This is a genomic window from Pontibacter mucosus (assembly GCF_003054055.1).
GTDB lineage: Bacteria > Bacteroidota > Bacteroidia > Cytophagales > Hymenobacteraceae > Pontibacter > Pontibacter mucosus.
On record NZ_QBKI01000012.1, the window covers coordinates 1 to 24,176 of the forward strand.

Annotated in this window: 24 protein-coding genes; 7 read left to right on the plus strand and 17 right to left on the minus strand. The window is 52.6% G+C overall.

Going from position 1 to position 24,176, the window contains the following annotated elements:
* Positions 1 to 136: 136 nt before the first annotated feature.
* Positions 137 to 622, minus strand: a complete 486-nt coding sequence (locus C8N40_RS19395) for a hypothetical protein (RefSeq protein ID WP_108213477.1) — start codon at positions 620 to 622, stop codon at positions 137 to 139.
* Between the two features lie 8 nt (positions 623 to 630).
* A complete protein-coding gene (locus C8N40_RS19400) occupies positions 631 to 1,932 on the minus strand; it encodes a DUF5690 family protein (protein ID WP_108213478.1) in 1,302 nt (433 codons plus the stop codon).
* A gap of 513 nt (positions 1,933 to 2,445) precedes the next feature.
* On the opposite strand from C8N40_RS19400, the gene C8N40_RS19410 reads away from it, so the two are divergent.
* From C8N40_RS19410 to C8N40_RS19420, 3 genes are all read left to right on the plus strand, one after another.
* Positions 2,446 to 2,946, plus strand: coding sequence for a DUF421 domain-containing protein (locus C8N40_RS19410; RefSeq protein ID WP_108213480.1), 501 nt, complete (start codon positions 2,446 to 2,448; stop codon positions 2,944 to 2,946).
* 74 nt (positions 2,947 to 3,020) lie between these two features.
* Positions 3,021 to 3,356 carry a 4a-hydroxytetrahydrobiopterin dehydratase gene (locus tag C8N40_RS19415; protein WP_245905190.1) on the plus strand — a complete coding sequence of 112 codons (336 nt, stop codon included), beginning with the start codon at positions 3,021 to 3,023 and terminating at the stop codon, positions 3,354 to 3,356.
* A gap of 340 nt (positions 3,357 to 3,696) precedes the next feature.
* Entirely contained in the window at positions 3,697 to 4,269 is a 573-nt protein-coding gene (locus C8N40_RS19420; RefSeq protein WP_108213481.1) for an NADPH-dependent FMN reductase, read from the plus strand.
* Here C8N40_RS19420 and C8N40_RS19425 read toward each other — a convergent pair.
* The 8 genes from C8N40_RS19425 to C8N40_RS22485 form a co-directional block, all read right to left on the minus strand.
* Entirely contained in the window at positions 4,262 to 5,218 is a 957-nt protein-coding gene (locus C8N40_RS19425) for an adenylate/guanylate cyclase domain-containing protein (RefSeq protein ID WP_108213482.1), read from the minus strand. The genes C8N40_RS19420 and C8N40_RS19425 overlap by 8 nt on opposite strands.
* 34 nt (positions 5,219 to 5,252) lie before the next feature.
* Positions 5,253 to 5,534: a GNAT family N-acetyltransferase gene (locus C8N40_RS19430; RefSeq protein WP_108213483.1), complete on the minus strand. Its 282-nt coding sequence runs from the start codon at positions 5,532 to 5,534 to the stop codon at positions 5,253 to 5,255.
* Between the two features lie 16 nt (positions 5,535 to 5,550).
* A complete protein-coding gene (locus C8N40_RS19435; RefSeq protein ID WP_108213484.1) occupies positions 5,551 to 6,174 on the minus strand; it encodes an alpha/beta hydrolase in 624 nt (207 codons plus the stop codon).
* Positions 6,175 to 6,201: 27 nt separating this feature from the next.
* Entirely contained in the window at positions 6,202 to 6,567 is a 366-nt protein-coding gene (locus C8N40_RS19440; RefSeq protein WP_245905191.1) for a cupin domain-containing protein, read from the minus strand.
* Positions 6,568 to 6,943: 376 nt separating this feature from the next.
* On the minus strand, positions 6,944 to 7,879 hold the full coding sequence (locus C8N40_RS19445; RefSeq protein WP_108213485.1) for a ring-cleaving dioxygenase: 936 nt from the start codon (positions 7,877 to 7,879) through the stop codon (positions 6,944 to 6,946).
* 264 nt (positions 7,880 to 8,143) lie between these two features.
* Positions 8,144 to 8,683, minus strand: coding sequence for a YceI family protein (locus C8N40_RS19450; protein WP_108213486.1), 540 nt, complete (start codon positions 8,681 to 8,683; stop codon positions 8,144 to 8,146).
* Positions 8,684 to 8,946: 263 nt separating this feature from the next.
* Complete coding sequence (locus tag C8N40_RS19455; protein WP_108213487.1) at positions 8,947 to 9,876, minus strand: lytic transglycosylase domain-containing protein; 930 nt, start codon at positions 9,874 to 9,876, stop codon at positions 8,947 to 8,949.
* 703 nt (positions 9,877 to 10,579) lie between these two features.
* Positions 10,580 to 10,807, minus strand: coding sequence for a hypothetical protein (locus C8N40_RS22485; protein ID WP_146173607.1), 228 nt, complete (start codon positions 10,805 to 10,807; stop codon positions 10,580 to 10,582).
* A gap of 49 nt (positions 10,808 to 10,856) precedes the next feature.
* Here C8N40_RS22485 and cls point away from each other — a divergent pair, with 49 nt between their 5' ends.
* Positions 10,857 to 12,329, plus strand: a complete 1,473-nt coding sequence (cls, locus tag C8N40_RS19460; RefSeq protein WP_211318150.1) for a cardiolipin synthase — start codon at positions 10,857 to 10,859, stop codon at positions 12,327 to 12,329.
* Between the two features lie 662 nt (positions 12,330 to 12,991).
* On the opposite strand, the gene C8N40_RS23000 is transcribed toward cls, so the two are convergent.
* From C8N40_RS23000 to C8N40_RS22830, 3 genes are all read right to left on the minus strand, one after another.
* Positions 12,992 to 13,150 carry a hypothetical protein gene (locus C8N40_RS23000; RefSeq protein WP_211318106.1) on the minus strand — a complete coding sequence of 53 codons (159 nt, stop codon included), beginning with the start codon at positions 13,148 to 13,150 and terminating at the stop codon, positions 12,992 to 12,994.
* A 139-nt stretch (positions 13,151 to 13,289) separates the two neighbouring features.
* Positions 13,290 to 14,312, minus strand: coding sequence for a rod shape-determining protein (locus C8N40_RS19465; protein ID WP_108213488.1), 1,023 nt, complete (start codon positions 14,310 to 14,312; stop codon positions 13,290 to 13,292).
* A 273-nt stretch (positions 14,313 to 14,585) separates the two neighbouring features.
* Positions 14,586 to 14,726: a hypothetical protein gene (locus C8N40_RS22830; RefSeq protein WP_211318151.1), complete on the minus strand. Its 141-nt coding sequence runs from the start codon at positions 14,724 to 14,726 to the stop codon at positions 14,586 to 14,588.
* A gap of 295 nt (positions 14,727 to 15,021) precedes the next feature.
* Here C8N40_RS22830 and C8N40_RS19470 point away from each other — a divergent pair, with 295 nt between their 5' ends.
* Positions 15,022 to 16,245 (plus strand): serine hydrolase domain-containing protein, encoded by a 1,224-nt coding sequence (locus C8N40_RS19470; RefSeq protein ID WP_245905192.1) that lies wholly within the window; start codon positions 15,022 to 15,024, stop codon positions 16,243 to 16,245.
* A gap of 645 nt (positions 16,246 to 16,890) precedes the next feature.
* Here C8N40_RS19470 and C8N40_RS22835 read toward each other — a convergent pair.
* Positions 16,891 to 17,067, minus strand: coding sequence for a hypothetical protein (locus C8N40_RS22835; RefSeq protein ID WP_170114162.1), 177 nt, complete (start codon positions 17,065 to 17,067; stop codon positions 16,891 to 16,893).
* Between the two features lie 315 nt (positions 17,068 to 17,382).
* Between C8N40_RS22835 and C8N40_RS19480 the strand changes: the two genes are divergently transcribed.
* The gene (locus C8N40_RS19480; RefSeq protein ID WP_108213594.1) at positions 17,383 to 19,506 is read left to right on the plus strand and encodes a glycoside hydrolase family 97 protein; all 2,124 of its coding nucleotides are present in this window, start codon (positions 17,383 to 17,385) and stop codon (positions 19,504 to 19,506) included.
* A gap of 347 nt (positions 19,507 to 19,853) precedes the next feature.
* Here the strand turns inward: C8N40_RS19480 and C8N40_RS19485 are convergent, their stop codons facing one another.
* Together C8N40_RS19485 and C8N40_RS19490 are read right to left on the minus strand one after the other, a co-directional pair.
* Entirely contained in the window at positions 19,854 to 20,450 is a 597-nt protein-coding gene (locus C8N40_RS19485) for a hypothetical protein (RefSeq protein ID WP_108213491.1), read from the minus strand.
* A gap of 139 nt (positions 20,451 to 20,589) precedes the next feature.
* A complete protein-coding gene (locus C8N40_RS19490; RefSeq protein ID WP_108213492.1) occupies positions 20,590 to 21,414 on the minus strand; it encodes an MBL fold metallo-hydrolase in 825 nt (274 codons plus the stop codon).
* A 283-nt stretch (positions 21,415 to 21,697) separates the two neighbouring features.
* Here C8N40_RS19490 and C8N40_RS19495 point away from each other — a divergent pair, with 283 nt between their 5' ends.
* Complete coding sequence (locus C8N40_RS19495) at positions 21,698 to 22,696, plus strand: hypothetical protein (protein ID WP_108213493.1); 999 nt, start codon at positions 21,698 to 21,700, stop codon at positions 22,694 to 22,696.
* A 704-nt stretch (positions 22,697 to 23,400) separates the two neighbouring features.
* On the opposite strand, the gene C8N40_RS19500 is transcribed toward C8N40_RS19495, so the two are convergent.
* Positions 23,401 to 24,123, minus strand: coding sequence for an SIMPL domain-containing protein (locus C8N40_RS19500; protein ID WP_108213494.1), 723 nt, complete (start codon positions 24,121 to 24,123; stop codon positions 23,401 to 23,403).
* Positions 24,124 to 24,176 lie beyond the last annotated feature (53 nt).

The following is a 24,176-nucleotide window of genomic DNA, read 5'->3' on the forward strand; positions in this document are numbered from 1 at the left end:
TACTTATACTTATACTTATACTTATACTTATACTTATACTTATACTTATACTTATACTTATACTTATACTTATACTTATACTTATACTTATACTTTGCCGTGGCGTAGCAACCTCTAAAGTATGGTTTTGTTGAGGTTACTTTAATATCAGTTCCCTTGTCAGTAGAGTAAGCTTGTCCCCTGCCTTTTCCTGCAAAGCTAACAGGAAGTTATCAAGCTCCCCGTTTCTCCTTAGCTCCGTCAGGGGGTAAGACTTCTTAAAAGCCTCAGCCCTGATTACAAGAACAAAATCCCTTTGCACCGATTTGTAAAGTAATATCCCTCCGAAACACAGAAGCCCGAAAACCAGAAAGATGAGGTATCCTAAAGCCTTACCTCCCCTGAAGCCCAATTGGGCATCCATGACATTCAGAGGACTGAACATATTGGCTATGTAGAACCCCGCCGCAATTAATCCAACACCCATGACACCAACAGCGACAGGGTTGTTCACCAGGCTGCCTCTACGAATCTGCAGCTCAGCAATTTCGTCGTAGGAGAACTTTCTGTAAGCATACCTGCTTCTGAGAAGGGCTATACCGGCATCATCCACTCTAAGCTCGGCTGTCTCGTATTTTTTCATGCCTATACTTATACTTGCACCACTTTGGCAGTGCTCACAGGGTTGATTTTGTGCCTTTCATACTTCCTCCCGAAATAAACCATAGAGAAAACGGTCAGCAGTATACCTACGGCCGAGAGGCCCACCACACTGTTGGAGAAGAAGGTGACCCAGTTTAACTGCACCCGGAAGATCTCTTTGCTGAACAACACCCCTACGCTGCCCACATACCCGAAAGAGTCCGCCAGGTAAATCAGAAAGCCAACGTTTCCGGTAAATTTAAAAGTAGAAATGAGGCGGTCGAAGAACACGGCGTTGAAAGGGATGTAAACCATGTATAAGCCGAGTCCCACCAGCATCATCCACCAGATGGGCGTAATGGATGCAGCGGTAAAGAGTAAAGTGGACACGCCGGCAATCGTAAATCCTATCAGTATAAAAACATGCGCCGTTTGCAGTGCTTTGTAATTGTTTTTGATGAGCACCATGCTGCCGATCAACACCAAAATGATGAGCGTGATGGGCGTTTCAGTTTTCGAGAAAATGGCCGGCTGATCGAAATACCCCAGCTCTTTCCACATTTCGGCGCTGAAATTATCGCGGATGTCCCGGAAGATGGTTGCAAAGCAGTAGATGAGCACACAGGCCACAATGCCGGCAAAAAACTCTTTCACGAAGCCTTTCCTGTCTGCTTCGGTCATGACGGTTCGGGCGGCCCTGTGCTGGATGTCTTCTTGACTTGGCGGCGGGATTTGCTCCATCAGAAATACAAAAAGCAGGAGCGGCAGCGCGAACACCAGGCCAGTATAAAACGGCACCCAGAACTCCGATACCCCAAACTGCACCATCAGCCAGGCTCCCACCGACTTCACAAAACCGGAGGCGAAGATGAAACTGACCGCTAAGGTGGCCCCAATGAAATCGGTGCTTCTGCGGCCCTCCACATAGGAGAAAACGACTCCCCAGAGCATGCCCAGCGGAAAACCGTTGATGAAGAGAAAAGCAATGTTGTAAGGCGGCGGCACCAGGGCAAAAAACAGCCAGCTTAGCCAGGAGATACCGGTCAGGATAAGAATCACGCCTCCCCTTCCGGTTCGCCTCAGCTCTGAAATATACTTGATGCCGTAGAACTTGGCCAGCAGGTAACCCAGCACCTGGCTGATAACCAGCAGTGTTTTATAGCTATAGCCGGCTATCTCGAGCCCGTCGAATGTGGCCACCGTAAACGACTTCCGGAAGCCGAAGATCATGGTGTAGGTCAGGAAAACCACTACGGCCGCGTATAGCCCGACCTTTATGTGGCTGCTGTTTTTCTCTAAGGCTTTCGACATGCTTTTGCTACCGGGTATCAGGGTTAAAAATTCACCAATCCTTTAGTAATGTAGTCATTAGCGGTGAAAATCACCTAGTGCTCAAGGATAATTGTTTTGCTATATAGTATACTTTGTGCTATTAAAAGTATAAACCTGCCCTACTCCACTGAGTATCGCTCCACCCTCTCTACTTTGTCATCCTGAAAGGATCTTGGTGGCAATAAGCAAGGGCTTAACCTCTGGTGGCGGGGCCCCTCTTTTTCCACTTGCTGGCGCGGGTACGGATAATTTATTCCTCGTTTGGCAGGGATTAAGCGCACCCCAGGTTTTAGTATACTTCGCGCTATTCAAAGTATAAACCCTACTCCTGCCGCTGCGCTACCACAACCAGGGAAGTATGGAATCTGATTTACGTCGCCTCCGTACATAGGGCAGACTGCACCTGCTGCGGGTGCAGTCGAAAGAAAACACCAGAAAGCCGCCAGCAGTAGTGCCATAGGCTGCGGCACTACCCAAGCGGCTAACCAGAACATGGACATACTGAATATTAATCTCTCTGAGCTTTTAAAAATAGAGGTACCGGTTGCAGAACTGGTGCTAAGGGGATCGGTTTTATACCTGGGCATCTTGCTCCTGCTTCGCGTCATGCCACGCCGTACGGGTGGCGAAATGGCTACGATGGACCTGCTTTTTATCGTGCTGATTGCGGAGGCCACGACACACTCCCTTGGCGGCTACTCGTCTATTACGGAGGGCTTCATTGTAATTCTGACGCTGATTGCCTGGAACTTTACCCTCAACTCCCTGAGCTACTATATTCCGTTTGTAGAAAAGCTCGTGTCGTCCCCGCCGCTGCAGGTAGTCCGGGATGGCAGGTTGCTCCGCCGCAACATGCGCCGCGAGTTTTTGACCGAAGAGGAGTTGCTGGAGCATCTCCGCAGAGAGGGTATAGAAGATATCAAGGACGTCAAGTTTGCCTATGTGGAGGCGGACGGGCATATCAGTTTTATCAGCAAAAAAGGGAGTCGATAAGTAGATACAACCGACCTGGAAAAGTATAAAATAGCCGGCATTAGCGTAAAGAAAATCATACATCCATAAACCAGATGAAAATGACACTTACAGAGAAAAAATGCGTGCCGTGCGAAGGCGGCGTACCTGCCATTGAAGGTGCTGAAATAGAGAATTATACCTGCCAGTTGAAGAGCAAGTGGGATGTGGTGGATGAGAAAATGCTGCGACGCACGTTCACGTTTCCGGACTTTAAATCGGCCATGGCCTTCGCCAACCAGGTAGCCGCTATCGCCGAGGAAGAAGGCCACCACCCTGACCTGCACATTTCTTGGGGCAAGGTGGTCATTGAGCTGTATACCCATGCCATCGGCGGCCTGTCGGAAAACGACTTTATTGTGGCGGCAAAGATAGATGCGGTAGAGAAGTAAGCGGCGGGTTTATACTTTATCACCACCGTTGCACCGAACCCGCCCCTGCCCACTCGAGTTAGCAGGGCTGATTCCTTCTCATCATTTTGTCATCCTGAAAGGATCTTGGTAGCAAAAAGCAGAAGCTTAACCTCCCTTCTACCAAGTTTCTTAACAGAATGACAAATAGTTTGAAGGACCTGTGAGTAGAATGAAACAGCCCTACTCCAGGGAGGGGAATCGAATTACAGTTGCAGAAATTCCCCTCTTGGGTGAGGTTAGAAGTGAGGTTAATCGCAACCTGAACTTTATACTTGCCACAACTTAAAATCTTATTATAAATCACCTAAACACAACCATCATGATAAAAGTAGCAGTAATCATCGGCAGTACGCGGCCGGGCCGGAACGGGGAAGCCGTTGGCAAATGGGTATATGAGATAGCCAAGCAGCGCACCGACGCTACCTATGAACTGATAGACCTGCAGGAAGTAAACCTGCCGCTGCTGGATGAACCCCACTCGCCGGCCATGCAAAAGTATACCAAGCAGCACACCAAGGACTGGTCGGCCCTGATTGAGCCCTTTGATGCCTTCGTGTTTGTGACCGCAGAGTATAACCACGGGGTGCCGGCCGCCCTTAAAAACGCGTTGGATTTTCTGTACAAAGAGTGGAACAACAAGGCCTGCGGGTTTGTGGCCTATGGCAACACAGGCGGCGCCAGATCGGTGGAGCACCTGCGGGCAACGGTGGCCGAGCTGCAGATGGCCGATGTGCGGGAACAAGTGGCCCTGTCGCTTTTCACTGATTTCGAGAACTACAGCGTGTTTAAGCCTGCCGCCTTCCACGAGAAAAAACTGAACAGCCTGCTGGACCAGCTGGTAAGTTGGGGAACGGCCCTGAAGCAGGTGCGCGAGCAGAAAAAGGCTACGTAATTTTGGGCCTGGTGTACTTCGGGATGGCTTCGTAGGGCTTGCCGATTAGCTGTACCTCGTAGGAGTTACTCACGCCCTTCAGCTGCAGGTGGGCGCAGCCGTGGGAGTATGGCGGGTTTTTAAGCAACTTATAGGCCCTCTCCGAGATCACGAAACTGTTGTTCATTTCCTTGGTGGCGGCCTGCAGGCGAGCGGCAATGTTCACCGGGTAGCCCATCACGGTCAGGTTGTTGCTTAGCCCGATGCCCACGTTCCCCACCACCACCTGCCCCACATGCACGCCAATGCCCACTTCAAACGAATGCTGAAAGTATGGCCGCATGTAGGTGTTATTGAAAATCCTGATGTCGTCCAGAATCTTCAGGCCGGCCAGCACCGCCCCCTCGGTGGCCTTTTTGATGGTGGTGTTCAGGCCGAAAACCGCGTACAGGCCATCCCCCGCCGTGTCGATGATCTCTCCCTGGTACTGCGTGATGGCGTTGCGGAAAAGCGCGAAGACACGGCGCATGATATGAATTACATCAAAAGGCAGGTGGGTTTCTATAAACGGCGTGAAGCTGCGGATATCAATAAAGAAAAGGGCCAGCTTGCGCCGCTCGCCGGTAACACGCGTGTTGCTTTCCTCCTTGTTGTTGATGAAGATGTAGCGGTCGGTTTCGTCGCGGATAAGGCGCTGCACCTGCAGGCCCTCCCCCCTGACGTACGCCTGGCAGGCCAGCCGCACGTTGTCCGGGAAATCCCTTACTTTTTTGATGGTGCGCTCGAAGCTGGAGAGCGGACTTAGCTGCTCCTCCCCTTTCAGCACCATGATGCGGCAGGTGGTGCACAGGCCCTTTCCGCCGCAGGCATGGTAGTGCGGTATACCGGCAGCCAGCGACGCGTCCAGTATCGTTTGTCCCTCTTTTACGGGAACCGCTTTCTCACCTTTAAAATCTACCTGAAAGGGCATACGTTCAACCTGATCCGTTTCTATACTTTATACTTCAGCTCTGTTTTACCAACCGCTGGTACTCAGGGTTTTTCTTGAGAAAAGATCGCATGTAAGGGCACAGCGGCACGAGCTGCAGGTTGTGCTCCTCAATATGCTTTAAGGCGAACTGCGTCATGGTGCGGGCCAGGCCGCGGCCTTCCAGCTCTTTGGGCACCTCCGTGTGCAGCACCTTCATCACGCAGGGCAGCAGCTTGTACTCTATAAAGGCGGTTTTCCCCTCCACGGTTGCCTCATAGCGGTGGCGGGCGGGGTTGTCTTTCACTTCCACGTCCATAGCAATTCCTTTCGTTTTATGCCCTAAGTATACCGGCGGCCAGGTCCAGTTCTTCCTGCAGGATGGTGTGCGGGCGCCCCGGGTATATTTTCTTCGTTACCTTGGCGCCAAGCTTCTCCAGCACGGCCACGGTTTCCTCCACCCTGCTCACCGGCACGTGCGGGTCCGGGTCGCCGGTGGTAATGAGCACGGGGGTGCCGGCAAAGTCACCTTTATACCTGCTCTCCTCCAGGCGCTGCCCTATCAGGCCGCCGGTAAAAATGAGCAGGCCGCCATACTTTTTAGCGTGGCGCGCGGCATACTCCGAGGTAAGGCAGGCCCCTTGCGAGAAACCGGCAAAGTATATATCCTCGCTTTTAACGCCTTCGGCTTCTATACTTTTCACCAGCCCGTCCAACTGCTCCAGGGCCGAGTCCAGGGCGGGTTGGTTCTGCTCCTCGGGGGCCATAAAGCTGTAAGGGTACCAGCTGTGGTTGGTGGCCTGCGGGGCCAGAAGGCTGAAGTCCTGCACCGGCAGGTGGTCTGCCAGGCCAAGTATACTTTCGGCGGTGGCGCCCCGGCCGTGCACCAGTATCAGCGCTTTTTTGGCTTCTGTCAGCGGTTTGCCCTTCGTTTTAATATCTTTCTGATGTGTGTACATAATTACTATACTTTAGAGTTGAAAGCCTTACCTGAGTGTAACGAAGACAGAGCTGCGAACGGCTGCTTGCAGGTTGCGGGTTTTGTGCCCTTTGCCGGTGGTGTCCTCCAGCAGCAGCACCTGCCCCGTCTTAAAGCTGCGCTTCTCGCCCAGCGACGTCTCTATCTCTATGCCGCCGTCCAGCAGAAAGAGGTATTGCCGGGCCGGTGCCGTATGAAAGTCGTAATCGTAGGTGGGCACCACTTTCCGGAAGATGATGCTTTCCACCTCCTCCGGATCTGACAAAAACCCGATCTCCCCTTCCGGATTCAGGGGCCTCGTCAGATCCTCGAAGCGGCTGTCGCCGTTCTCGTCGGCGTATACGCGCGTAATGGCAAATGCTTCCATGTTCATACTTTTATACTTTGTAACACTAGTTGCAATGAACCCTCCCCTAGCCCCTCCGAGGAGGCAGGGCTGCTAAGTTCTACTGGAAACTGTCCCCTTGAGGGGACCACAGGGGTGTAAGGCCAGTGGCAGAAATCTTCCCTAAAAGTAAACACCCCTCCAACTCCCCTCAAGGGGAGACTCTAGCTTTTACTATTTTCAACTTTACTCTCATAAATAAGCGCTTTGAGTTAGAACTGACCAGCTATAGTTGGGCCTCCGGTCCAGATGAGTTGAAAACTCAACAGCTTAATAAGCCACAAGTTGAAAACATGAGGCAGAATCAGAGTATGAACCGCCCATGTCTGCAACTGCTTCCTCCCTGCCTCAGGGAACAAAACCTTTAATCCAGTTTCGGAAGCACGGCTTCTAGCTCTGCTCTGCGCGACTCGTACTGCGGTGGCAGCATTAGGTGCGTACCTAACTGATCCCATGGCTCGTCAATGCCAAAACCAGGGTTGTCAGTCGCAATCTCGAACAGCACGCCACCCGGTTCGCGGAAGTAGAGCGAATAGAAGTAGTTGCGGTCTTTCTTGTTGGTGATGTTGTAGCCGAGCCCTGCAATCTTGTCGTGGAACTGCATGAGCACCTCCTCGTTCTTCACCCGGAAAGCGATGTGGTGATTGGTGCCGGCGCCGCCTAAGCCACGCGCTTCGTTGGGCAGTTCCACCAGGTCGATGATGTTGGCCGTGTCCACGGCGTCGGTGGCATAGCGGTAGCGGTTGCCGCTCTGCTCCCGGAAAGTATAGCCGAAGATGTCGGTCAGCACCTGGGCCGTCTTCTCCTTATTTTGCAGCGTCAGCGTCACCCCATGAAAGCCTTTGGTGGCCACGTTGGCTTTCACCTCGTCTGTCTCCCAGGGCGTGCGGTTGTCCGTGTTTTTCGGGATCACCAGCTCCAGCTTCAGCCCGTCCGGGTCCAGAAAGGTCAGGTATTTCTCCCCGAATTTCTCCGAAGGCTTGTTGTAGATAACGTTATACTTCTCAAAGCGCTCTATCCAGAAATCGAAGCTACCCTCGGGCACGGCGTAGGCAATGTTGGTGGCCATGCCGGTACCAGCGCTTCCCCGGCGGGCACCCTCGTGGGGGAAAAAGGTAAGGATGGTACCCGCACTGCCTTTCTCATCCCCGAAGTAGAAATGGTAGGTGCCCGGGTCGTCGAAGTTGACGGTTTTCTTGAGCAGGCGCAGGCCCAGCACGTTGGTATAAAAATCAAGGTTTTGCTTGGCCATGCCGGCTATCGCTGTGATATGATGCAGGCCTAATATGCGGTTTTCCATAAGGTTAGGATTTAAGGGGCTGCAGAAGTATAGATTAAGTATAAATTGCTATAGGGTATCAGTTTATGCAATTGCTACTGTCCTCCTGTAAGGATCTTGTTGGCCGGCAGCATCAGCTTAACCTACCAGGTTCCTTCCAGAATGACCGATGCCTTTTTATACTTCCAGCTGTGCCCGGTTACTTACTCATATAAAAGCAAAGGCCGGTACCTAAGTTATTCAGGTATACGGCCTTTGGTATTTCTTATACAGGTTTGGGCTTACTTAAGATGCCTGCTTTACCAGCTGTATCTCGGCGTGCAGTTTAATCTCGTCGCTCACCACCACGCTGCCGGCTTCTGTCACCGCGTTCCAGGTCAGGCCAAACTCCTTGCGGCTGATTTTGCCATCCACCGTAAAGCCGGCTTTTGTCTGTCCGTAAGGGTCTACCACAATGCCACCGAACTCCACATTTAGCGTTACGGGCTTGGAAACTCCGCGGATACTCAGGTTGCCATGCAGCTTATAGTCCTCGTCCGATACCTTCTCATAGTTAGTGGCCTCGAAACGAACCTGCTGGTGCTGCTCGGCATCAAAAAAGTCGCCTGACTTCAGGTGCGTGTCGCGCTGCTCGTTGTTGGTGCTGATGGAGTCTACTTCGGCGGTGAACACAATGCTCTCGACGCTTTTAAACGTGTCGTCGGGGGTAACCGCCTCTACCTCAAAGCTCTTGAAATAACCGGTCACGGTCGTGATCATCAGGTGCTTTACCTTAAACTGTACTTCGCTGTGCATCGGGTCTGCTACCCATCTTACGTTTGCCATAATATTGTCTTGTTTTTTAGTTGAACTGTTTAGCAGATCATCGCTGACCTATTACAAATGTACGTACATTTAATGTATATACACATGAATAGCACCAAAAGTTTCATTATGCCCACATAAGACACTCATTATCAGTCACATTATTTTTAAAGAAGCTTAAGTACCCAGGGCAAAAAAAGCGCAGCAGGCCGCCCTACACTGGTAGCGCGGCCCGCTGCTAATGGGCATGATAGGGCAAAAAGCGGCGCCCGCCGGAGCTATACTTACATGGCTTCCTGAGGCAGTTGCAGCTCGTATTCTCTTCCTTGCGACACGGTCAGTTTGTAACCTTTTATCCAGGGGTTGTAGAGGCGCAGGGTTTTATAGTTGGTGCCTTGCTCCAGCGCGTAGGCAGGCAGGTCGAGCAGCGTAGAGGTGATTTTAACCGTGCGGGAAGGCAGCGGCTGGTAACCACGTTCTTCCGGCAAATCGAAGTTATACTTGCCCGGGTTGCCCAACACCTCTTTTAAAGCCAGGATGCGGAACACGTAGCGGGAGGTTTCGTCGTTGAGGTAGAGGTCGTAATAAGAGCTTACCCCCTGCCGCTCCAGGGCACGGTCCAGGCCGGCCATACCCCGATTATACGAGGCGGCGGCATTGGTCCAGGAGCCGAAGCGCTCTTTGGCCCTTTTCAGGTATTGCACGGCAGCCAGTGTAGCCTTCTGCGCATGAAAGCGCTCGTCCACCTCGTCGTTCACAATCAGGCCGTAGCCGCGGGCAGTGTCTGGCATCAGTTGCCAAAAGCCCGCCGCCCCTGCTGGTGAGGTAACGTGCCCGAACAAACTCTCGGCCAGAGCCAGGTAAATGAAATCCTCCGGAATGCCGTTCTCCTTCAGCAAGGCGGTAATTTCGGGTACATAGCGCTGCATGCGTTTCAGGCCAAGCAGCGTGGTAGCGTGCAGGTGGGAGTTCACCAACAGTTCCCGGTCCAGCCGCTCGGCCACGTCGGGCACATCCAACGGCACCGGCTCCCCGGCGAAAGACATCGCAGCCGGAACTGGCGGCGAGGTAAAGACCGGTTTCAGTGCATTAGCTTTCGTGTCGGATGCAGCCGCAATGCCTCCTGCGGTCATGATTTGCTGCTGGCTGCACATTTGCACGGCCAGTACGATGATCAGCGTCACCCATACGTATTTCCAGATTTGCTGTGTCATGGCTTCCCCCCTTCTCTCTTTAAAAGTATAACATGTAAACGTCCCCTTTAAATTAGAGAAAAAATGCAAAAACGGCAAAAGTTGATTTGGCAGGAGACGGTAAAGTATGGATTATTTCTAGGGAGTGGTGGGAAAATATACTTTGAATACAGTATAATCTTCCGTAACACCACTATTCCGGGCAAGGCTGTCCGGAACTTCCGCTGCTGCGGACTTCCTGGGTCCGCGTTTCGGCAGTACCGGGTCCAACCACCCCTAACCCCTCCTTGGCTAAGGCGGGGAATTTCTGTTAACGATTACACCCTTGTGAGCGCTGCTCGCAAGCTTCGAACTCCCGTTCCCGCTTGTCCTCAAGGAGAAAGTCTATACTTGTTGCATAGCAAGGGAGGTGGCTATCGAAAGCTACCCAGTTTTTCTGGGAGGCGCCTTGTGAGATCCGGTGCCCGGTAAGGGCAGCCCGAGGTACGAGGGCAGGAGGGAACACAGCGTCGAGCGGGAAAACGAGGCCTCCCGGCCTAGGAGGGCGGAAAGCAGGAGGTGCAACTTTAGGTGTGTGGGAACTAGAGGATGAACGGCCGCTAGGAAGGATAGCTTGTGTCAAGTTGCGGGAAGCGGTGGCTATGAAAGTATAGCCAAAGTATAAAGGGACACGAGCTGCAAGCTCGCGGCAGCGAAAGCAGAAAGTATAAATTAGCAAGTATAGCTAAAGTATAAAGTATAGCAGCAAGTATAGTATGGCTCTGCGAGCCAGTTGGGTTGCAAACCCGCGCCAGCAGATAGAGGGGCCAAAGTATAAAAAGGCACAGGCGGGCGCTCGCGCCAGAAAAGCCTTAAAGTATAAACCAAGTATAAAAGTATAAATCAGTAAGTATAAAGAGCTACAAATCGCGCCAACGAAAGTATAGAGAACCCCACATTTGCCCATCAGCATAAAAAGCCTAACTTTCCTGCTCACTACCGAAAACCAAACGCCGCCTAACATGCAACGCGCGCTCTCTGACATCAACTGGCTTTTAATCGGAGAAACACTTTACCTGGCCATAATTATTCTGGTCTGCCTGCGCATTATTTACGACACCCGCTCCTCCATTAAAACGCTCGCATACCTGCTGCTCGTCATTTTTGTACCGATAGGCGGCATTCTGTTCTATTTCTCGTTTGGCATCAACTACCGCAAGCGTAGCCTGTACTCTAAAAAGCTCATCCAGAACGCGGAGCTAATGAACGAGATCGAACAGAAGATCATCTCCTACTCCAGGCAAAACTTCCGGGAGAGCCCTGCCGAGGTACAGCAGTACAGGCCCCTGGCGCTTTTGCTGGTCAAGGACAACCTCAGCCCCTTAACGGCAGGCAACAAGGTAAAGCTGCTGCTGAACGGCGAGCAGAAGTTTGCCGAAGTGTTCGAAGCCCTGGAGCAGGCCCGGCACCACATCCACCTGGAATACTACATCATCGAGAACGACCACATCGGCAACAAGCTTAAAGAACTGCTAATTCGAAAGGCAAGAGAGGGAGTAATTGTGCGTTTAATTTATGATGACTTTGGCAGCCGACCCATCCGCCGGAAATTCAGGCGCGAGCTGCAGGACGCCGGCGTGGAAGTTTACCCGTTCCATAAAGTCCGTATCCTGCTTCTGGCCAACCGGCTCAACTACCGCAACCACCGCAAGATCATCGTGGTAGATGGCGTAACAGCCTTTGTGGGCGGCATCAACATCAGCGACAGCTACATCAACTACCCCGACCAAAAGCAGAAAACGTACTGGCGCGACACGCACCTGCGCATCGACGGGCCGGGCGCCTTTTACCTGCAGTACCTGTTCTTTACCGACTGGAATTTTTCATCCAAGCGCCACCTGGAGCCGGAGACACAATACTTCCTGCCAACTGAGAGCACACAGGGCGACACCGTGGTACAAATTGCGTCAAGCGGCCCCGATTCCGCCAAGCCCACCATCATGTTCTCCATCCTGCAGGCAATTGCCCTCGCCAAGGAAGAAATCCTGCTTACCACGCCTTACTTCATTCCCGGCGAAAGTATACTGGATGCCATGATGATTGCGGCCATGGGGGGCGTAACGGTAAAACTGCTCGTTCCGGAAAACTCCGATTCCTTTATCGTGGACACGGCAGCCCGGTCGTATTTCGAGAGCCTGCTGGACGTGGGCGTGCAGATTTACCTGTACCGCAAAGGCTTCGTTCACGCCAAAACCCTGGTGGTAGACGGTAACCTGTCGATGGTGGGCACCGCGAACATGGACTACCGCAGCTTTGACCTGAATTTTGAAGTAAACGCCGTAGTCTACGACACCGCTTTTGCCGGAGAACTCCGCCAGGCCTTTTTCCAGGACCTGATACACGCCACCAAGCTGGACGCGGCCACCTGGAAAGCACGCCCAGTATACATCCACCTCATGGAAAAGGTATTTAAGCTGATTTCTCCGCTGTTGTAGCAGGGTTTATTTTGTTTGAGGAGAGCTTTGCAGTGCCGGGGCCAACCTAGTCATCAGAGCCATATTCGAACTCGCTTTTTGGCTTTACTTAAAGACCTCGCGGTGTCCGCAGGTCCCGCAAGTGTCTGGCTGCTGCACTGGGTCCAACCACCTCTTACCCTCAGAGCTGCGCTCGCTACCTTCGAACTCGCGTTCTCGCTAGTCTAAGGCGGGGAGTCTGTGGTTACGCTTGCTAAAGTATAAGTATCATAGTAGCTGGTATAGCGCGGACAGGTCGCGACCTGTCCCTACCATGTATAAACCCACCCCAGCCCCTCCCAGGAGGGGAATTGTCTGCAGGAGACTACACCCTTATTGAGCTTTGCTCGCAAGTTTCGAACTCTCGTTCTCACTTGTCCTCAAGGGGACAATTCAAACTTGTTGCATAGCAAAGGCAGTAGCTATCGAACTATTTCCCAGCCTTTGGGTTGAGCGCCTTCTAGATTTCCGGTGCCGCAGGCAGCCCGAGGTACGAGGGCAGGAAATGTAGACAGCGCGATGCCCGAAGGCGAGGCCTCCCGGCCTTGAGGGCACCAAAGCCAGAGATGCAACAGTAGCTTATGTAAGGCTTGAGGATGAACGGAAGCTAGTAAGAATAGCTTGGTTCAAATGGAAGGAAGCCGTTATGAAAGTATAAAGTATGGGCAAAGTATAAAAGTATGGCCTACGCGGACATGGAAGTCCGCAGCAGAAGTGGTTCCGGATAAGGACATCCGGAACAGCGGAAAGTATAAACCGGCAGATATAAAAGTATAGCCCAAGTATAAAGTATGGCTTTTCAAGCCAGTTGGGTTGCAAACCCAACACCATAGGTAGGCACGGGTTACAAACCCGCGCCAGCGGTGGAAATCAGACGGCTTACACCTTACACCTTCCACCGCTCACCAATAACTACTAACTACTAACTACTAACGAACTCCCCTACCGCATCAGGAACATAAACTTGCCGACGTTCTTCAGGGCGATGCTGGTGCCGTGGACTACAGCCTGCAGCGGATCTTCTACCACGTGCGTGGGCAGCCTTGTTTTGGCGGAAATGCGTTTATCCAGGCCGCGCAGCAAGGCACCGCCGCCCGTCAGGTAAATGCCCTCCTGGTGAATATCAGCGGCCAGCTCCGGCGGCGTAACTTCCAACGTCTTCAGAATAGCTTCCTCAATCTTGCTCAGCGACCTGTCCAGGCAGTGGGCTACGTCGGCATAGGCTACCTCCACCTGTTTGGGCAGGCCCGTGAGCAGGTCGCGGCCTTTCACGAAAATGTTCTCCGGCGCGTCCTGCAGCTCTGGCAGGGCGGCTCCCACCTCTATTTTTATCTTCTCGGCAGTAGCCTGCCCAATCATCATGTTATACTGGCGGCGCATAAAGTGCATGATGTCCGCGTCGAAGTTCTCCCCAGCCACTCTCAGCGAGTGATCGCAGACAATACCGCTCAGGGCGATAACGGCAATTTCGGTGGTACCACCCCCGATGTCCACAATCATGTGGCCGGTTGGCTCCTCCACGTCCAGCCCGATGCCCACGGCAGCGGCCAGGGGCTCATACACCAGGTACAGTTCCTTGGCGCCTGCAATGGTGGCCGCATCGCGGATGGCCCTTTTCTCCACCTCCGTGATACCCGAAGGAACGCAAATCACCATTTTGTAGGAGCCAGCCAGTCGCTTTCTGCCATTAGAGGCCAGCCGCAGCATCCCTTTAATCATGTGCTCCGAGGCACCGAAGTCGGCAATGACTCCATCTTTCAGAGGGCGCACCACGCGGATATCTTCATGCGTCTTCCCCTCCATCTGCAAAGCCTCCCGCCCAATGGCCAGCACCTCCCCCGTGTTGCGGTTAATCGCCACCACCGACGGCTCGTTCACCACCACCTTGCCATCGCGGATAACAAGGCAGTTTGCCGTACCCAAATCAATCGCTACTTCCTCTGTAAAAAAATTAAATAGACTCATTTGCCGTTCGTAATACTTATATATCTGTAATCTGCTGTAGCTGAACCCAAAAGCCGCCTTACTTCGGCATGCGCATCTTTCCCATCCTGTAAAAAATTTGATAGTGAGGCCTGTACTTCTATCCTTTTGGTTTGACAAAACATCCAAGCTAAAAGCAGCTGTGACGCAGTATTTTACCGAAACCATTAGCAAGTAAAAGGCTGGCATGGGAGAAGGCGTGATGCAGGCAAGCTGTTACCCGCTACACTTAGGTTCGGCCGGAGTGGTTCCGGCTTACCTGTTGAAGTCCTTGTGGGCGGTATAGAACGGAAGGCAGTAACCGTTCAGCATATCGCTTTGGGAGATGTGGTGCGACGATGCGACAAAGCCGGTAAGCGGTTTGGGTATCGAATTGATAAAGATATTGTAAGGCACCACAGCTGTATGTAAAAGAAGCCCTAAATTACCAGCTGCGCGCCATAAAAGCAACAGCGCAGCGGCTTGCTAAAGTTAAATTTATTTAATACTGTCATAGCCTCTCTGTTGCCGCCTCGGCCTGCAATATGGGCGGTTGCTCTGCGTTATGGCTTCAGTTATTACTATTATCCTACATTTTTTAAACTTGTCCTGAAAAAGCCTGGATTGCCAGATTTTAAGGGGGCGTTTTTATGCATAAGCCTTATATTTAGGCCGGAAGTTTTGTTGGTATTGGTGTATGAACCCTTTCAGAGTGCAATTTAAGTTTCGCTGGTGCCTGGTGGCATCGCTGGCCTTTCTCCCTTTTTTCGGCTGCCAGGAAGCCGGGCAGGACAACCTGCACGCCCACGGGGTAGAAACGGCGAAGGACGAAGGCAGGCAACGCGTGCCGGTGCCCGCCTGGTTTACTCCTGACAGCGCCAGCAAACTGGGCCATCACCTCGACTCTATCTTTACGTACCTGCACAAGCGCAAAGGTTTAAACGGCACCGTGCTCGTTACCAAGTATGACGAGGTGGTGTATACCGGCGCTTTCGGCTACGGCGACTTCCGCAGTAAGGACTCGCTCCACACGCAGTCTGTGTTTCAGCTGGCCTCCGTATCGAAGCAGTTTACCGCCATGGCCGTGATGATGCTGCAGGAGCAGGGCAAGCTGCAGTACGACGACAGCGTGCAGCAGCACATCCCCGACTTTCCCTACCACGGCATCACCATCCGCCAGCTGCTCACGCACCGCTCCGGCTTATCGAATTATACATACTTCAGCGATGAGCTCTGGCACGACCGCAAGGTGCCGATTTACAACGACGATGTGCTCAAGATTATGGCCGAGCACCGGCCTAACCCCTATTTCCGCCCTGACGCGCGCTTCGACTACAGCAACACCGGCTATTTTCTGCTGGCCTCCATCGTAGAGCGTGCCTCGGGTATGCCATTTTCCGAGTTTCTGCAGCAGCGCATCTTCAAGCCCCTGCAGATGACGAATACCTTTACCTTTAGCGACAGCCTGGTGTATGGTAACAAGCTGGTGGTTCCGGGGCACACGGGCGGCAGGCGCAAAAGGTGGCCCGACTACCTCGACACCGTGCTCGGTGACAAAGGCATGTACTCTACCGTGGAAGACCTGTATAAGTGGGACCAGGCCCTGTACACGAACAAGCTCGTGAAGCAGGAAACCCTGGAAAAGGCTTTTACCGGCTCCCGCCAGGAAAGGAAAAAAGACGAGGACTACGGCTTTGGCTGGCGCATCAAGCAGGTGCCCAACGGCGATACGGTCGTTTACCACGGCGGCCTGTGGCATGGCTACGCCACTTACCTCTTAAGAAACCCCAACGACCACAGCGCCCTGATTATACTGAGCAATGTGCCCAACGGCAGTTTCCGCTACCTTAGGGAGCTGGAGGCCTTCCTCTACCCTACCCGCCCGGAAGACGACAAGCCGGAGGAAAAGATTATTGTGGTGAGCGCGAAGAAGTAGTTTATACTTTAGGGGGCAGATTTATACTTTGCTGAGAATTAATCGCAGAGTGACTTTTCCAAACTGTATGTCATCCCGCAGGGATCTTGGTAGCGGATAGCGTAGGCTTAACCTCCCTTCTACCAAGTTTCTTTACAGAATGACAGATGTCTATAGCGCGAGCGTCTACGCTCGTGCTTATTATAGGAGTGGCCTCTGGCCGCTTCATCTGATACAAAAGGAGCCAGAGGGCCCACGATTCCAGGTCACGAGCGAGGACGCTCGCGCCATAAAATTTATACGCTCACCTGCTCTTTCGGATTTGCAATCCGAAAGTATGGTAACTGCGGATTTGCAATCCGCAGAAGCAGAGGCAGGAGTTACTGGCTAGCATGCGGATTGCAAATCCGCAAATAAAAAAGCTCCGGATTACAAATCCGGAGCAGCAGTTTAGGGACTGTCCCCTTGAGGGGACTTTAGGGGTGTTTACACCTGCTGATTTTTCATACCTTCAAAGAAGAACTGCCCTGCTTCGTAGCTTTACACCCCTGTAGTCCCCTCAAGGGGACAATCTCCTGTACTTGCTGGCAGACTTGGTACAGAGGATTACCATACACAAAAGATAGGGACGAGATAAATGGGGACTCTCACACCACGGTAAATCCTTTACTCTTTTTTACTGCGGATGGCCCCGTACAGCACCGGGCTGAAAAAGCGCAGGTTCTCCAGCACACATACCATACTGTAAAACTTATCGGGGTTTATCTCCTGCTCCTGGGCCATTGCCTCGATAATGGCATCCAGGGCCTGGGTATAATTGGCTTGAAATTCTTCTTCCGTCATGCGTGCTTTAAAGTATGGCTCCTGCCAGATAACCCCTAATTTATACTTTTAATTTCATTTCTCCTGATGGAAATGCCTTGCCTATACTTTGCCACGCCACAGGTATAAACTGGTAATCAGGCGGAAGCGGGCGGAACAATTTATCTTGACCGCAGTAGGGATAAAATGCACTTGTCCCGGCTACTATAAAAGTGCAGGCAGCCATACCTGCCACCAAAGTATAAAAACCTATCAGCTTTTATTGATTAACCCGTAAACATGAACCTTACACAAAACACAAAACGCGTCCGGAAACCGCGCCGGACGGTGCGCAGCATGTTCCTGCTGCTGTTTCTGGGCACCTTCGCCACTTTGGTGCAGGCCCAGACCCTTACCTCCCCGGACAAGAACCTGACCATGCAGTTCGAGCTGACCGGTAAAGGAGAGCCTACCTACCAGCTTACCTACAAAAAGAAGCCCGTTATCAAACAGAGCAAACTAGGAATTGCCACGCACGATGTACCTGCTTTTCTGGAGGGATTTAAGGTAGTGAACACCCAGCAGAACACCTTGGATGAAACCTGGAAACCACTCTGGGGCGAGGAAAGCAGCATCCGCAACCATTACAACGAGCTGCTGGTAACGCTGGAGCAGCAGGAGCCAAAAGGCCGCCAGATCCAGCTCCGCTTCCGCCTCTTCAACGACGGGCTGGGCTTCCGCTACGAGTTTCCGCAGCAGGAGCAGCTTAACTACTTCATCATCAAGGAGGAGCACACCGAGTTTAACCTCACCGGCGACCACAAAATCTTCTGGATCCGGGGCGACTACAACACGAACGAGTACGCCTACACTACTTCCCGCATCTCCGAAATCCCAAACCTGATTGAGAAGGCCACGCACGACGTGCACGCGCAGTTCCCCATCGATACGCTGTCGGTACAAACGCCGTCCATGATGAAAACGGCTGACGGGCTCTACATCAACATCCACGAGGCCGCGCTGGTAAACTACCCGGCCATGCACCTGAACGTGGACCCGAAAAACTTCCGCTTCAGCTCACACCTGACGCCTGACGCGGTGGGCAACAAGGGCTACATGCAAACCGAGACGCAGACCCCGTGGCGCACCATCGTGGTAAGCGACAAAGCCGCCGACATCCTGGCCTCGCGCCTGATCCTGAACCTGAACGAGCCGACCAAGTATGAGGATGTGTCGTGGATCAGGCCGATGAAGTATATCGGGGTGTGGTGGGAGTACTTTGTGAGCGGCAAAAGCTCCTGGGCCTACAGTACCGAAACCAACGTGAAGCTGACCGACGACTTCACGAAGTTCACCCCGAACGGGCGCCACGGCGCCAACAACGAAAACGTACGCCGTCACATCGATTTTGCTGCCAAGCACGGTTTCGACGCGGTGCTGGTGGAAGGCTGGAACATAGGCTGGGAAGACTGGTTCGGCAACTGGAAAGAAGAGGTATTCGACTTTGTAACCCCCTACCCGGATTTTGATGTGAAGGCGCTGAACGAGTATGCCCACTCCAAAGGTGTGCAACTGATGATGCACCACGAAACGTCGGCCTCTGCCACCAACTATGAGCGCCGCCTCGACACGGCTTTCCAGTTTATGAACAAGTATGGCTACGACGCCGTGAAGACCGGTTACGTGGGCAAGATTATACCGCGCGGCGAGCAGCACGACGGCCAGTGGATGGTAAACCACTACATCCATGTGGCCAACACGGCCGCAAAGTATAAAATCATGATTAACAGCCACGAAGCCGTTCGCCCGACAGGCCTTCACCGCACCTACCCGAACTGGATTGCCCAGGAATCGGCGCGCGGAACAGAGTTTGAGGCCATGGGCGGCCTGGCCCCCGACCATACGACCATCCTGCCCTTCACCCGCCTGATGGGTGGCCCGATGGACTATACGCCGGGTATTTTCCAGACGGACATGTCGATCTACGGCGGCAACCAGCGCGTAAATACCACGCTGGTAAAGCAACTGGCCTACTACGTCACCATGTACAGCCCGCTGCAAATGGCCGCTGATTTGCCCGAGAACTACGAGCGTTTCCCGGATGCTTTCCAGTTTATCAAAGACGTGGCCCTGGACTGGGATAAAACGCATATTCTGGAGGCCGAGCCCGGCGATTACATCACCATCGCCCGTAAGGCAAAGGGCCGGAACGAGTGGTACATAGGCGGCATCACCGACGAAAACGCACGCACCGCCACGGTAGACTTCAGCTTCCTGCCCAAAGGCAAGGACTACATTGCCACCATCTATGCCGATGCCAAAGACGCCAGCTGGAACAAGAACCCGCAAAAGTATACCATCCGCAAAGTGCGCGTAAACGCTAAAAGCACGCTGAAGCAGCACCTGGCTCCGGGCGGCGGCGTAGCGATAAGTATAAAAGAAGGCGACCGCAGCGAGCTGAGAGGCTTGAAGAAGTTGTAGAAAGTATAAAATCAAGTATAAAAAAGGCGCTGCTCCACTACAGGGGCTGCGCCTTTTTTGTTCCTATCCATTTTGTCATTCTGGAAGGAACTTGTGGGCAAGATGCAAGTAGCCTTGGCCTTGGCGCAATATCCCTTTCAGAAGAAAAGCTCCCTTACTGCTGCTCCGGATTTATAATCCGGAGCTTTTCAATTGCGGATTTACAATCCGCCTGCATTGCCCGTAGCTCGTACCGTTGCAGATTACAAATCCGCGGTTATATACTTTCGGATTGCAAATCCGAAAGAGCGTGTAGGGCTACCCCAATACGAAGCACGAGCGAGTGAGCTCGCGCTATGACACTTAATCTACTTGCGGGGCGGATTGATCATGATGTGCGCGCCGTGGGTGCCGGGATGCATGATCCAGGGCATGGCCGGGGCATCCGGTTTCAGAGGCAGGCCGGTACTCTCGGCGGTAGCATACGGAATGTACACCACGTAGCGCAGGTAACCGTCTTTCACCTCGCCTGTCGCCGCATTAAATGCGTTGGCATCAGCCGTATACACAAACAGCGTGGTGGGCTCCTTCGGCATTTTCAGTTTACCGCTTTTGGTTTCAGCCTCCCTGGTCTTGAAGACCTCTTCGGTGCTTTTGCCGGCCTGCCTCAACTCGCGGCCGCGTGCCATAAAGGGCTCCAGGCTTTTGTGGTAGCAGGATACCGAAAGCCCCTCCTGTTTCGGGTCGTCGGCGAGGCAAATGAGTTCATTGGTGCCCTTGCGCAGCAGGACGAATTTGCCATTGGCGTCGTAGCCATAGACGGCAGTGCCATCGCGCTTCTCGGCTGGCGCAGCCAGCAAGGCGGCTTTTATCTGAGCCTCTTTCGATGGCACCTGCTGCTTTGTCTGCGCCGTGGCCCCGATGCTGCACATGGCCAGCAGGAGCAGGGTAAATGCTATCTTCATCGTTTAAGGATTTTAGGTGAATAGGCAGTCTTGGCCATACTTCTGATTATCTGAAGTATAACTTCTTGTACCTAACGTACTTCCTGACTTAAAGATAGGATTTTTAAAGTATAAAGTAGCTAGAGACTTAAGCTACTGCCTATACAAGCGCATCGAAGAGGCTTATCTGCTTGCCGATGTTTTTAGGCCGCACCGCCTCCCCGCTAATAGTATATACCGGTGTTTCCTCGAAACGGGAGGCCACAATCACTTCTGTTCCGTCGGCGTGCAGCGAAAACAGCTCTTTTACCAGTTGCGGGTTATTGTTGTCTTTGGAAAGATGCGAGAGCAGCACGTGGCTCATGAAATCGGGTTTGTAGGCCGTGAACAGGTTCAGGGCTTGCCTGTTGGATAAATGGCCTCTGCCCCCGCGGATGCGGTTCTTCAGGTAGTAGGGGTAATGTCCTTTTTCCAGCAGTCCTTCATCGTAATTCGCCTCCAGAAAAGCCGCATGGCATAGCTGGAAATGCTCGATCACATGGTTGCAGGGAGCACCAATATCAGTAAACACGCCCACATTTATACTTTGCTGCGACACAATGAAGCTGTGTGGATCGCGGGCATCGTGAAACTTAGGGAAGGCCTTCACTTCCAGTTGCCCCACCTTCATTACCTCAAAGGCCTCAAAATGCTGCACCTGCACGCCCGTAAAATCCAGCCGGCAATTGTAGAGCGTACCCGGTGTGATGTACACCGGCAGGTTATACTTGCGGGCCAGCACCGGGATCCCCTTGATATGGTCGGAGTGCTCATGCGACACAAAGATGGCCTTTACCTTGCTCATGTGCAGCCCCAGGCGCTTCATGCGTCGCTCCGTTTCACGGCACGAAATGCCGGCATCCACCAGCACGGCCTCACGGTCGTTGCCGATGTAATAACAGTTGCCATTGCTGCCAGAGTTAAGGGAGGTAATTTGTAAATGCATGCGAATGCAAAGTTCGCACTTTTTCTGCTACCGTTCAAAAAGTTAGAGAGTTTGGGAGTTAAAGAGTTTAGGAGTTGTAGAGACGCAATACGTTGCGTCTTTTTAGTTAGAAAGTTAAAAAGTTAGAGGGTTAGAAAGTTTGGGAGCTAGCTTAAAGCTAATAACGAACAACTATCCACCAATAACGAGTATCGAATAACTACTAACGGACAACCAGCAAGTGACAACAAACTTCTCAACTCCCCCGGGGTTATGTATCTTTGCAGGAACAACCAGAAGCGCTATGAGAGACCTTACCCTATATGACCCGTTTGAGCGAATGCAGTTTACCGACACCAACTGCTTCTTGTGCGGCACGATCATCACGACCGAGCACCGTGCCCCTGTATTTGGGGAGTGGCTCCAGCAAAAGTATAACCTGAAGCAGAAAGAGCTCCTGATGCTCGATAAAAGTATAACCACCTTCGGCCAGCTAAGCATCCCCTGCTGCGATCGCTGCCATACCCACTACCTGATGCCTCTGGAGCATGAAGTGGAGCAGGCGGCAGCCAAAGGGCTGGAGGGGCTCCGGGCACTTCCGCCCCAGCGCCTGTTCCAGTGGATCGGCAAAATGTACTACGGCTCTTTGGTAACGGAGCTGATAAAAGAGGCAAACCCGCTGGTAATGCCACAGTACGCCGTGAGCGAAGACCCGGCCATGCTGGGCAAGTTCCGCTCGTTTTTTCAGGTGCTGCAGTCGCTGCGGGTGCCCATGGAGTTTTCCGATTTCCTGCCTTGTTCGCTTTTCCTGCTGGAAGTAAGCCCTACCGAGGATGAGCTGCCATTTGAGTACCAAGACGAGCTGAAAACCATGGCCTTCAGTATAAAGCTTGGCCCGGTGGCTATCATCTGCACCCTCCTGGACAACGGCATCATCAAAAAGGCCTTGGGCCGTCTGCTGCAAGCCACCGAGGGCAAGCAGCTGCACCCTATCCAGCTGGCCGAGTTTAAGGCCCGTGTATTTTATGCCGCCTATATCTTCAATGTGGTGCCGGAGTACTTTATCCGCCCGGTAAAGCCCGAAGCCGACCACCTGGTGCTCGACACGCTCATAGACGACGTAACCAACGAGATTTTTAACCCCTGGGAGATGCCGGCCTACGCCCACATGCTGGAGGAAATGCTCAAGCCCTGGAGCATCCGTGAGCGGCAAATCCTTCAGGACCCGCAACGCCCCCTGAGCTTCCTGCTGGATGAAAACAACCAGTTCAAGCAGATGGAGCGGTATGAGAAAATAGGCTAAAGGGTTATCGCCAAGTATTTTCGGGGAGGTGTTTTACCTCCCCGAGCTTTTTCATTTGAATAGGTATTTTCTGCAGAACCGGGTCCAACCACCCCTACCCCTCCTAGGCCAAGGAGGGGAGTCTGTAACTGCTTCGGCTAAAGTATAAATTTTATAGTCTCGGTTCTCGCGCGGAAAGGTCGCGACCTGTCCCAACAAAGTATAAACCCACCCCGGCCCCTCCGAGGAGGGGAATTATACTTGCCTCGTTCCCTGTCATCTCGACCATCGGGAGAGATCTGGTTAAAATTCTTCTCTTCAGATCTCTCCCAAAGGTCGAGATGACAGCAGAGGCAAGGGCTATCGAACCTGTTCCCAGCCTTTGGGTTGAGCGCCTCGAGAGGTTCCGGTGACGAGCGAAGCGAGGCAGCCCGAGGTACGAGGGCAGGAAGCGAAAGCAGCGCGATGCCCTTATCGAGGGCCCCTACCCCCAAGGCGAGGCCTCCCGGCCTAGGAGGGAGCCAAAGCCAGAGGTGCAACGATAGGTTTGTTGGAACTAGAGGATGAGCGGTGGCTAGAGAGGATAGCTTGCTTCAAGTGGAAGGAAGCGGCGGCTAATAGTGGCACAAGCGGACGCTTGCGCCAGCGTAAGTATAAATCCCCAGCTAATAAAAAAGGCAGAGCCCCACGCAGACCCCACCTTTTTAATCCTAAATTAAAAACACTTACTCAATCACAAAACTCACATCCACATTCGAAGTGATTACTACTTCCCCTCCGGCAATAGTGGGTCCACCGGAAGCGTCATAAGCAGCAGATTCCATCATCGCCATTTTATACATGGGTCGCGGTCCGCCGCCATTGCTGCTCTCACTGATGGAGTAAGCACGGCCTACCTTAGCCCCTAGCTCAGAGGTTAGCTGTGTTGCTTTTGCCTTTGCATTGGCTACCGCTTTCTTGCGTGCCTCTGCTTTATACTTTTCGATTTCGGAGTCAGATACCCGGAAGTTTACCCCGTTCACATGGTTTACCCCTACACCATAGATGCCGGACAGCAGCTCATCAAACTTGTCTAACTTCTTCACCAGCACGGTCATATTTTTCTGGGCCATGTAAAAATCCGGTGTGGTGCGGCCATACTCCCCACTGCTGTAGATAGGTTGCAGCGTTACATACGATGTCTGGATATGGCGGGCATCCACTCCCTGCTTTTTAAGGTAGTTGATGATGGCCGCAGCCTTTTTATCCGTTTCCTTTCGCGCCTCGTCCAGCGTTTTGCCTCGCGTTTCCACGCCCAGGTTTACCACAACCTCGTTGGGCTGCACCCTTACCTCGCCAATGCCACTAACGTTTACCAAAGGAGGCAGCACCTGTGCCTGCTGGGCCTGCACCGTGAAAGCCGAAATAAAGAACAGGCTCATCAACAGGATCAGATTCATTTTTTTCATAGTAATAGCGTTTAAGTTGAAAATATAAAAGTATAGCTGAATGCTATATAGAG

Bases quoted from the DNA above. Each gene is read 5' to 3' on its own strand.
- C8N40_RS19395 (WP_108213477.1), bottom strand. From the start codon at position 622: ATGAAAAAATACGAGACAGCCGAGCTTAGAGTGGATGATGCCGGTATA.
- C8N40_RS19400 (WP_108213478.1), bottom strand. From the start codon at position 1,932: ATGTCGAAAGCCTTAGAGAAAAACAGCAGCCACATAAAGGTCGGGCTA.
- C8N40_RS19410 (WP_108213480.1), top strand. From the start codon at position 2,446: ATGGACATACTGAATATTAATCTCTCTGAGCTTTTAAAAATAGAGGTA.
- C8N40_RS19415 (WP_245905190.1), top strand. From the start codon at position 3,021: ATGAAAATGACACTTACAGAGAAAAAATGCGTGCCGTGCGAAGGCGGC.
- C8N40_RS19420 (WP_108213481.1), top strand. From the start codon at position 3,697: ATGATAAAAGTAGCAGTAATCATCGGCAGTACGCGGCCGGGCCGGAAC.
- C8N40_RS19425 (WP_108213482.1), bottom strand. From the start codon at position 5,218: ATGCCCTTTCAGGTAGATTTTAAAGGTGAGAAAGCGGTTCCCGTAAAA.
- C8N40_RS19430 (WP_108213483.1), bottom strand. From the start codon at position 5,534: ATGGACGTGGAAGTGAAAGACAACCCCGCCCGCCACCGCTATGAGGCA.
- C8N40_RS19435 (WP_108213484.1), bottom strand. From the start codon at position 6,174: ATGTACACACATCAGAAAGATATTAAAACGAAGGGCAAACCGCTGACA.
- C8N40_RS19440 (WP_245905191.1), bottom strand. From the start codon at position 6,567: ATGAACATGGAAGCATTTGCCATTACGCGCGTATACGCCGACGAGAAC.
- C8N40_RS19445 (WP_108213485.1), bottom strand. From the start codon at position 7,879: ATGGAAAACCGCATATTAGGCCTGCATCATATCACAGCGATAGCCGGC.
- C8N40_RS19450 (WP_108213486.1), bottom strand. From the start codon at position 8,683: ATGGCAAACGTAAGATGGGTAGCAGACCCGATGCACAGCGAAGTACAG.
- C8N40_RS19455 (WP_108213487.1), bottom strand. From the start codon at position 9,876: ATGACACAGCAAATCTGGAAATACGTATGGGTGACGCTGATCATCGTA.
- C8N40_RS22485 (WP_146173607.1), bottom strand. From the start codon at position 10,807: ATGCTGATGGGCAAATGTGGGGTTCTCTATACTTTCGTTGGCGCGATT.
- cls (WP_211318150.1), top strand. From the start codon at position 10,857: ATGCAACGCGCGCTCTCTGACATCAACTGGCTTTTAATCGGAGAAACA.
- C8N40_RS19465 (WP_108213488.1), bottom strand. From the start codon at position 14,312: ATGAGTCTATTTAATTTTTTTACAGAGGAAGTAGCGATTGATTTGGGT.
- C8N40_RS22835 (WP_170114162.1), bottom strand. From the start codon at position 17,067: ATGACGGAAGAAGAATTTCAAGCCAATTATACCCAGGCCCTGGATGCC.
- C8N40_RS19480 (WP_108213594.1), top strand. From the start codon at position 17,383: ATGTTCCTGCTGCTGTTTCTGGGCACCTTCGCCACTTTGGTGCAGGCC.
- C8N40_RS19485 (WP_108213491.1), bottom strand. From the start codon at position 20,450: ATGAAGATAGCATTTACCCTGCTCCTGCTGGCCATGTGCAGCATCGGG.
- C8N40_RS19490 (WP_108213492.1), bottom strand. From the start codon at position 21,414: ATGCATTTACAAATTACCTCCCTTAACTCTGGCAGCAATGGCAACTGT.
- C8N40_RS19495 (WP_108213493.1), top strand. From the start codon at position 21,698: ATGAGAGACCTTACCCTATATGACCCGTTTGAGCGAATGCAGTTTACC.
- C8N40_RS19500 (WP_108213494.1), bottom strand. From the start codon at position 24,123: ATGAAAAAAATGAATCTGATCCTGTTGATGAGCCTGTTCTTTATTTCG.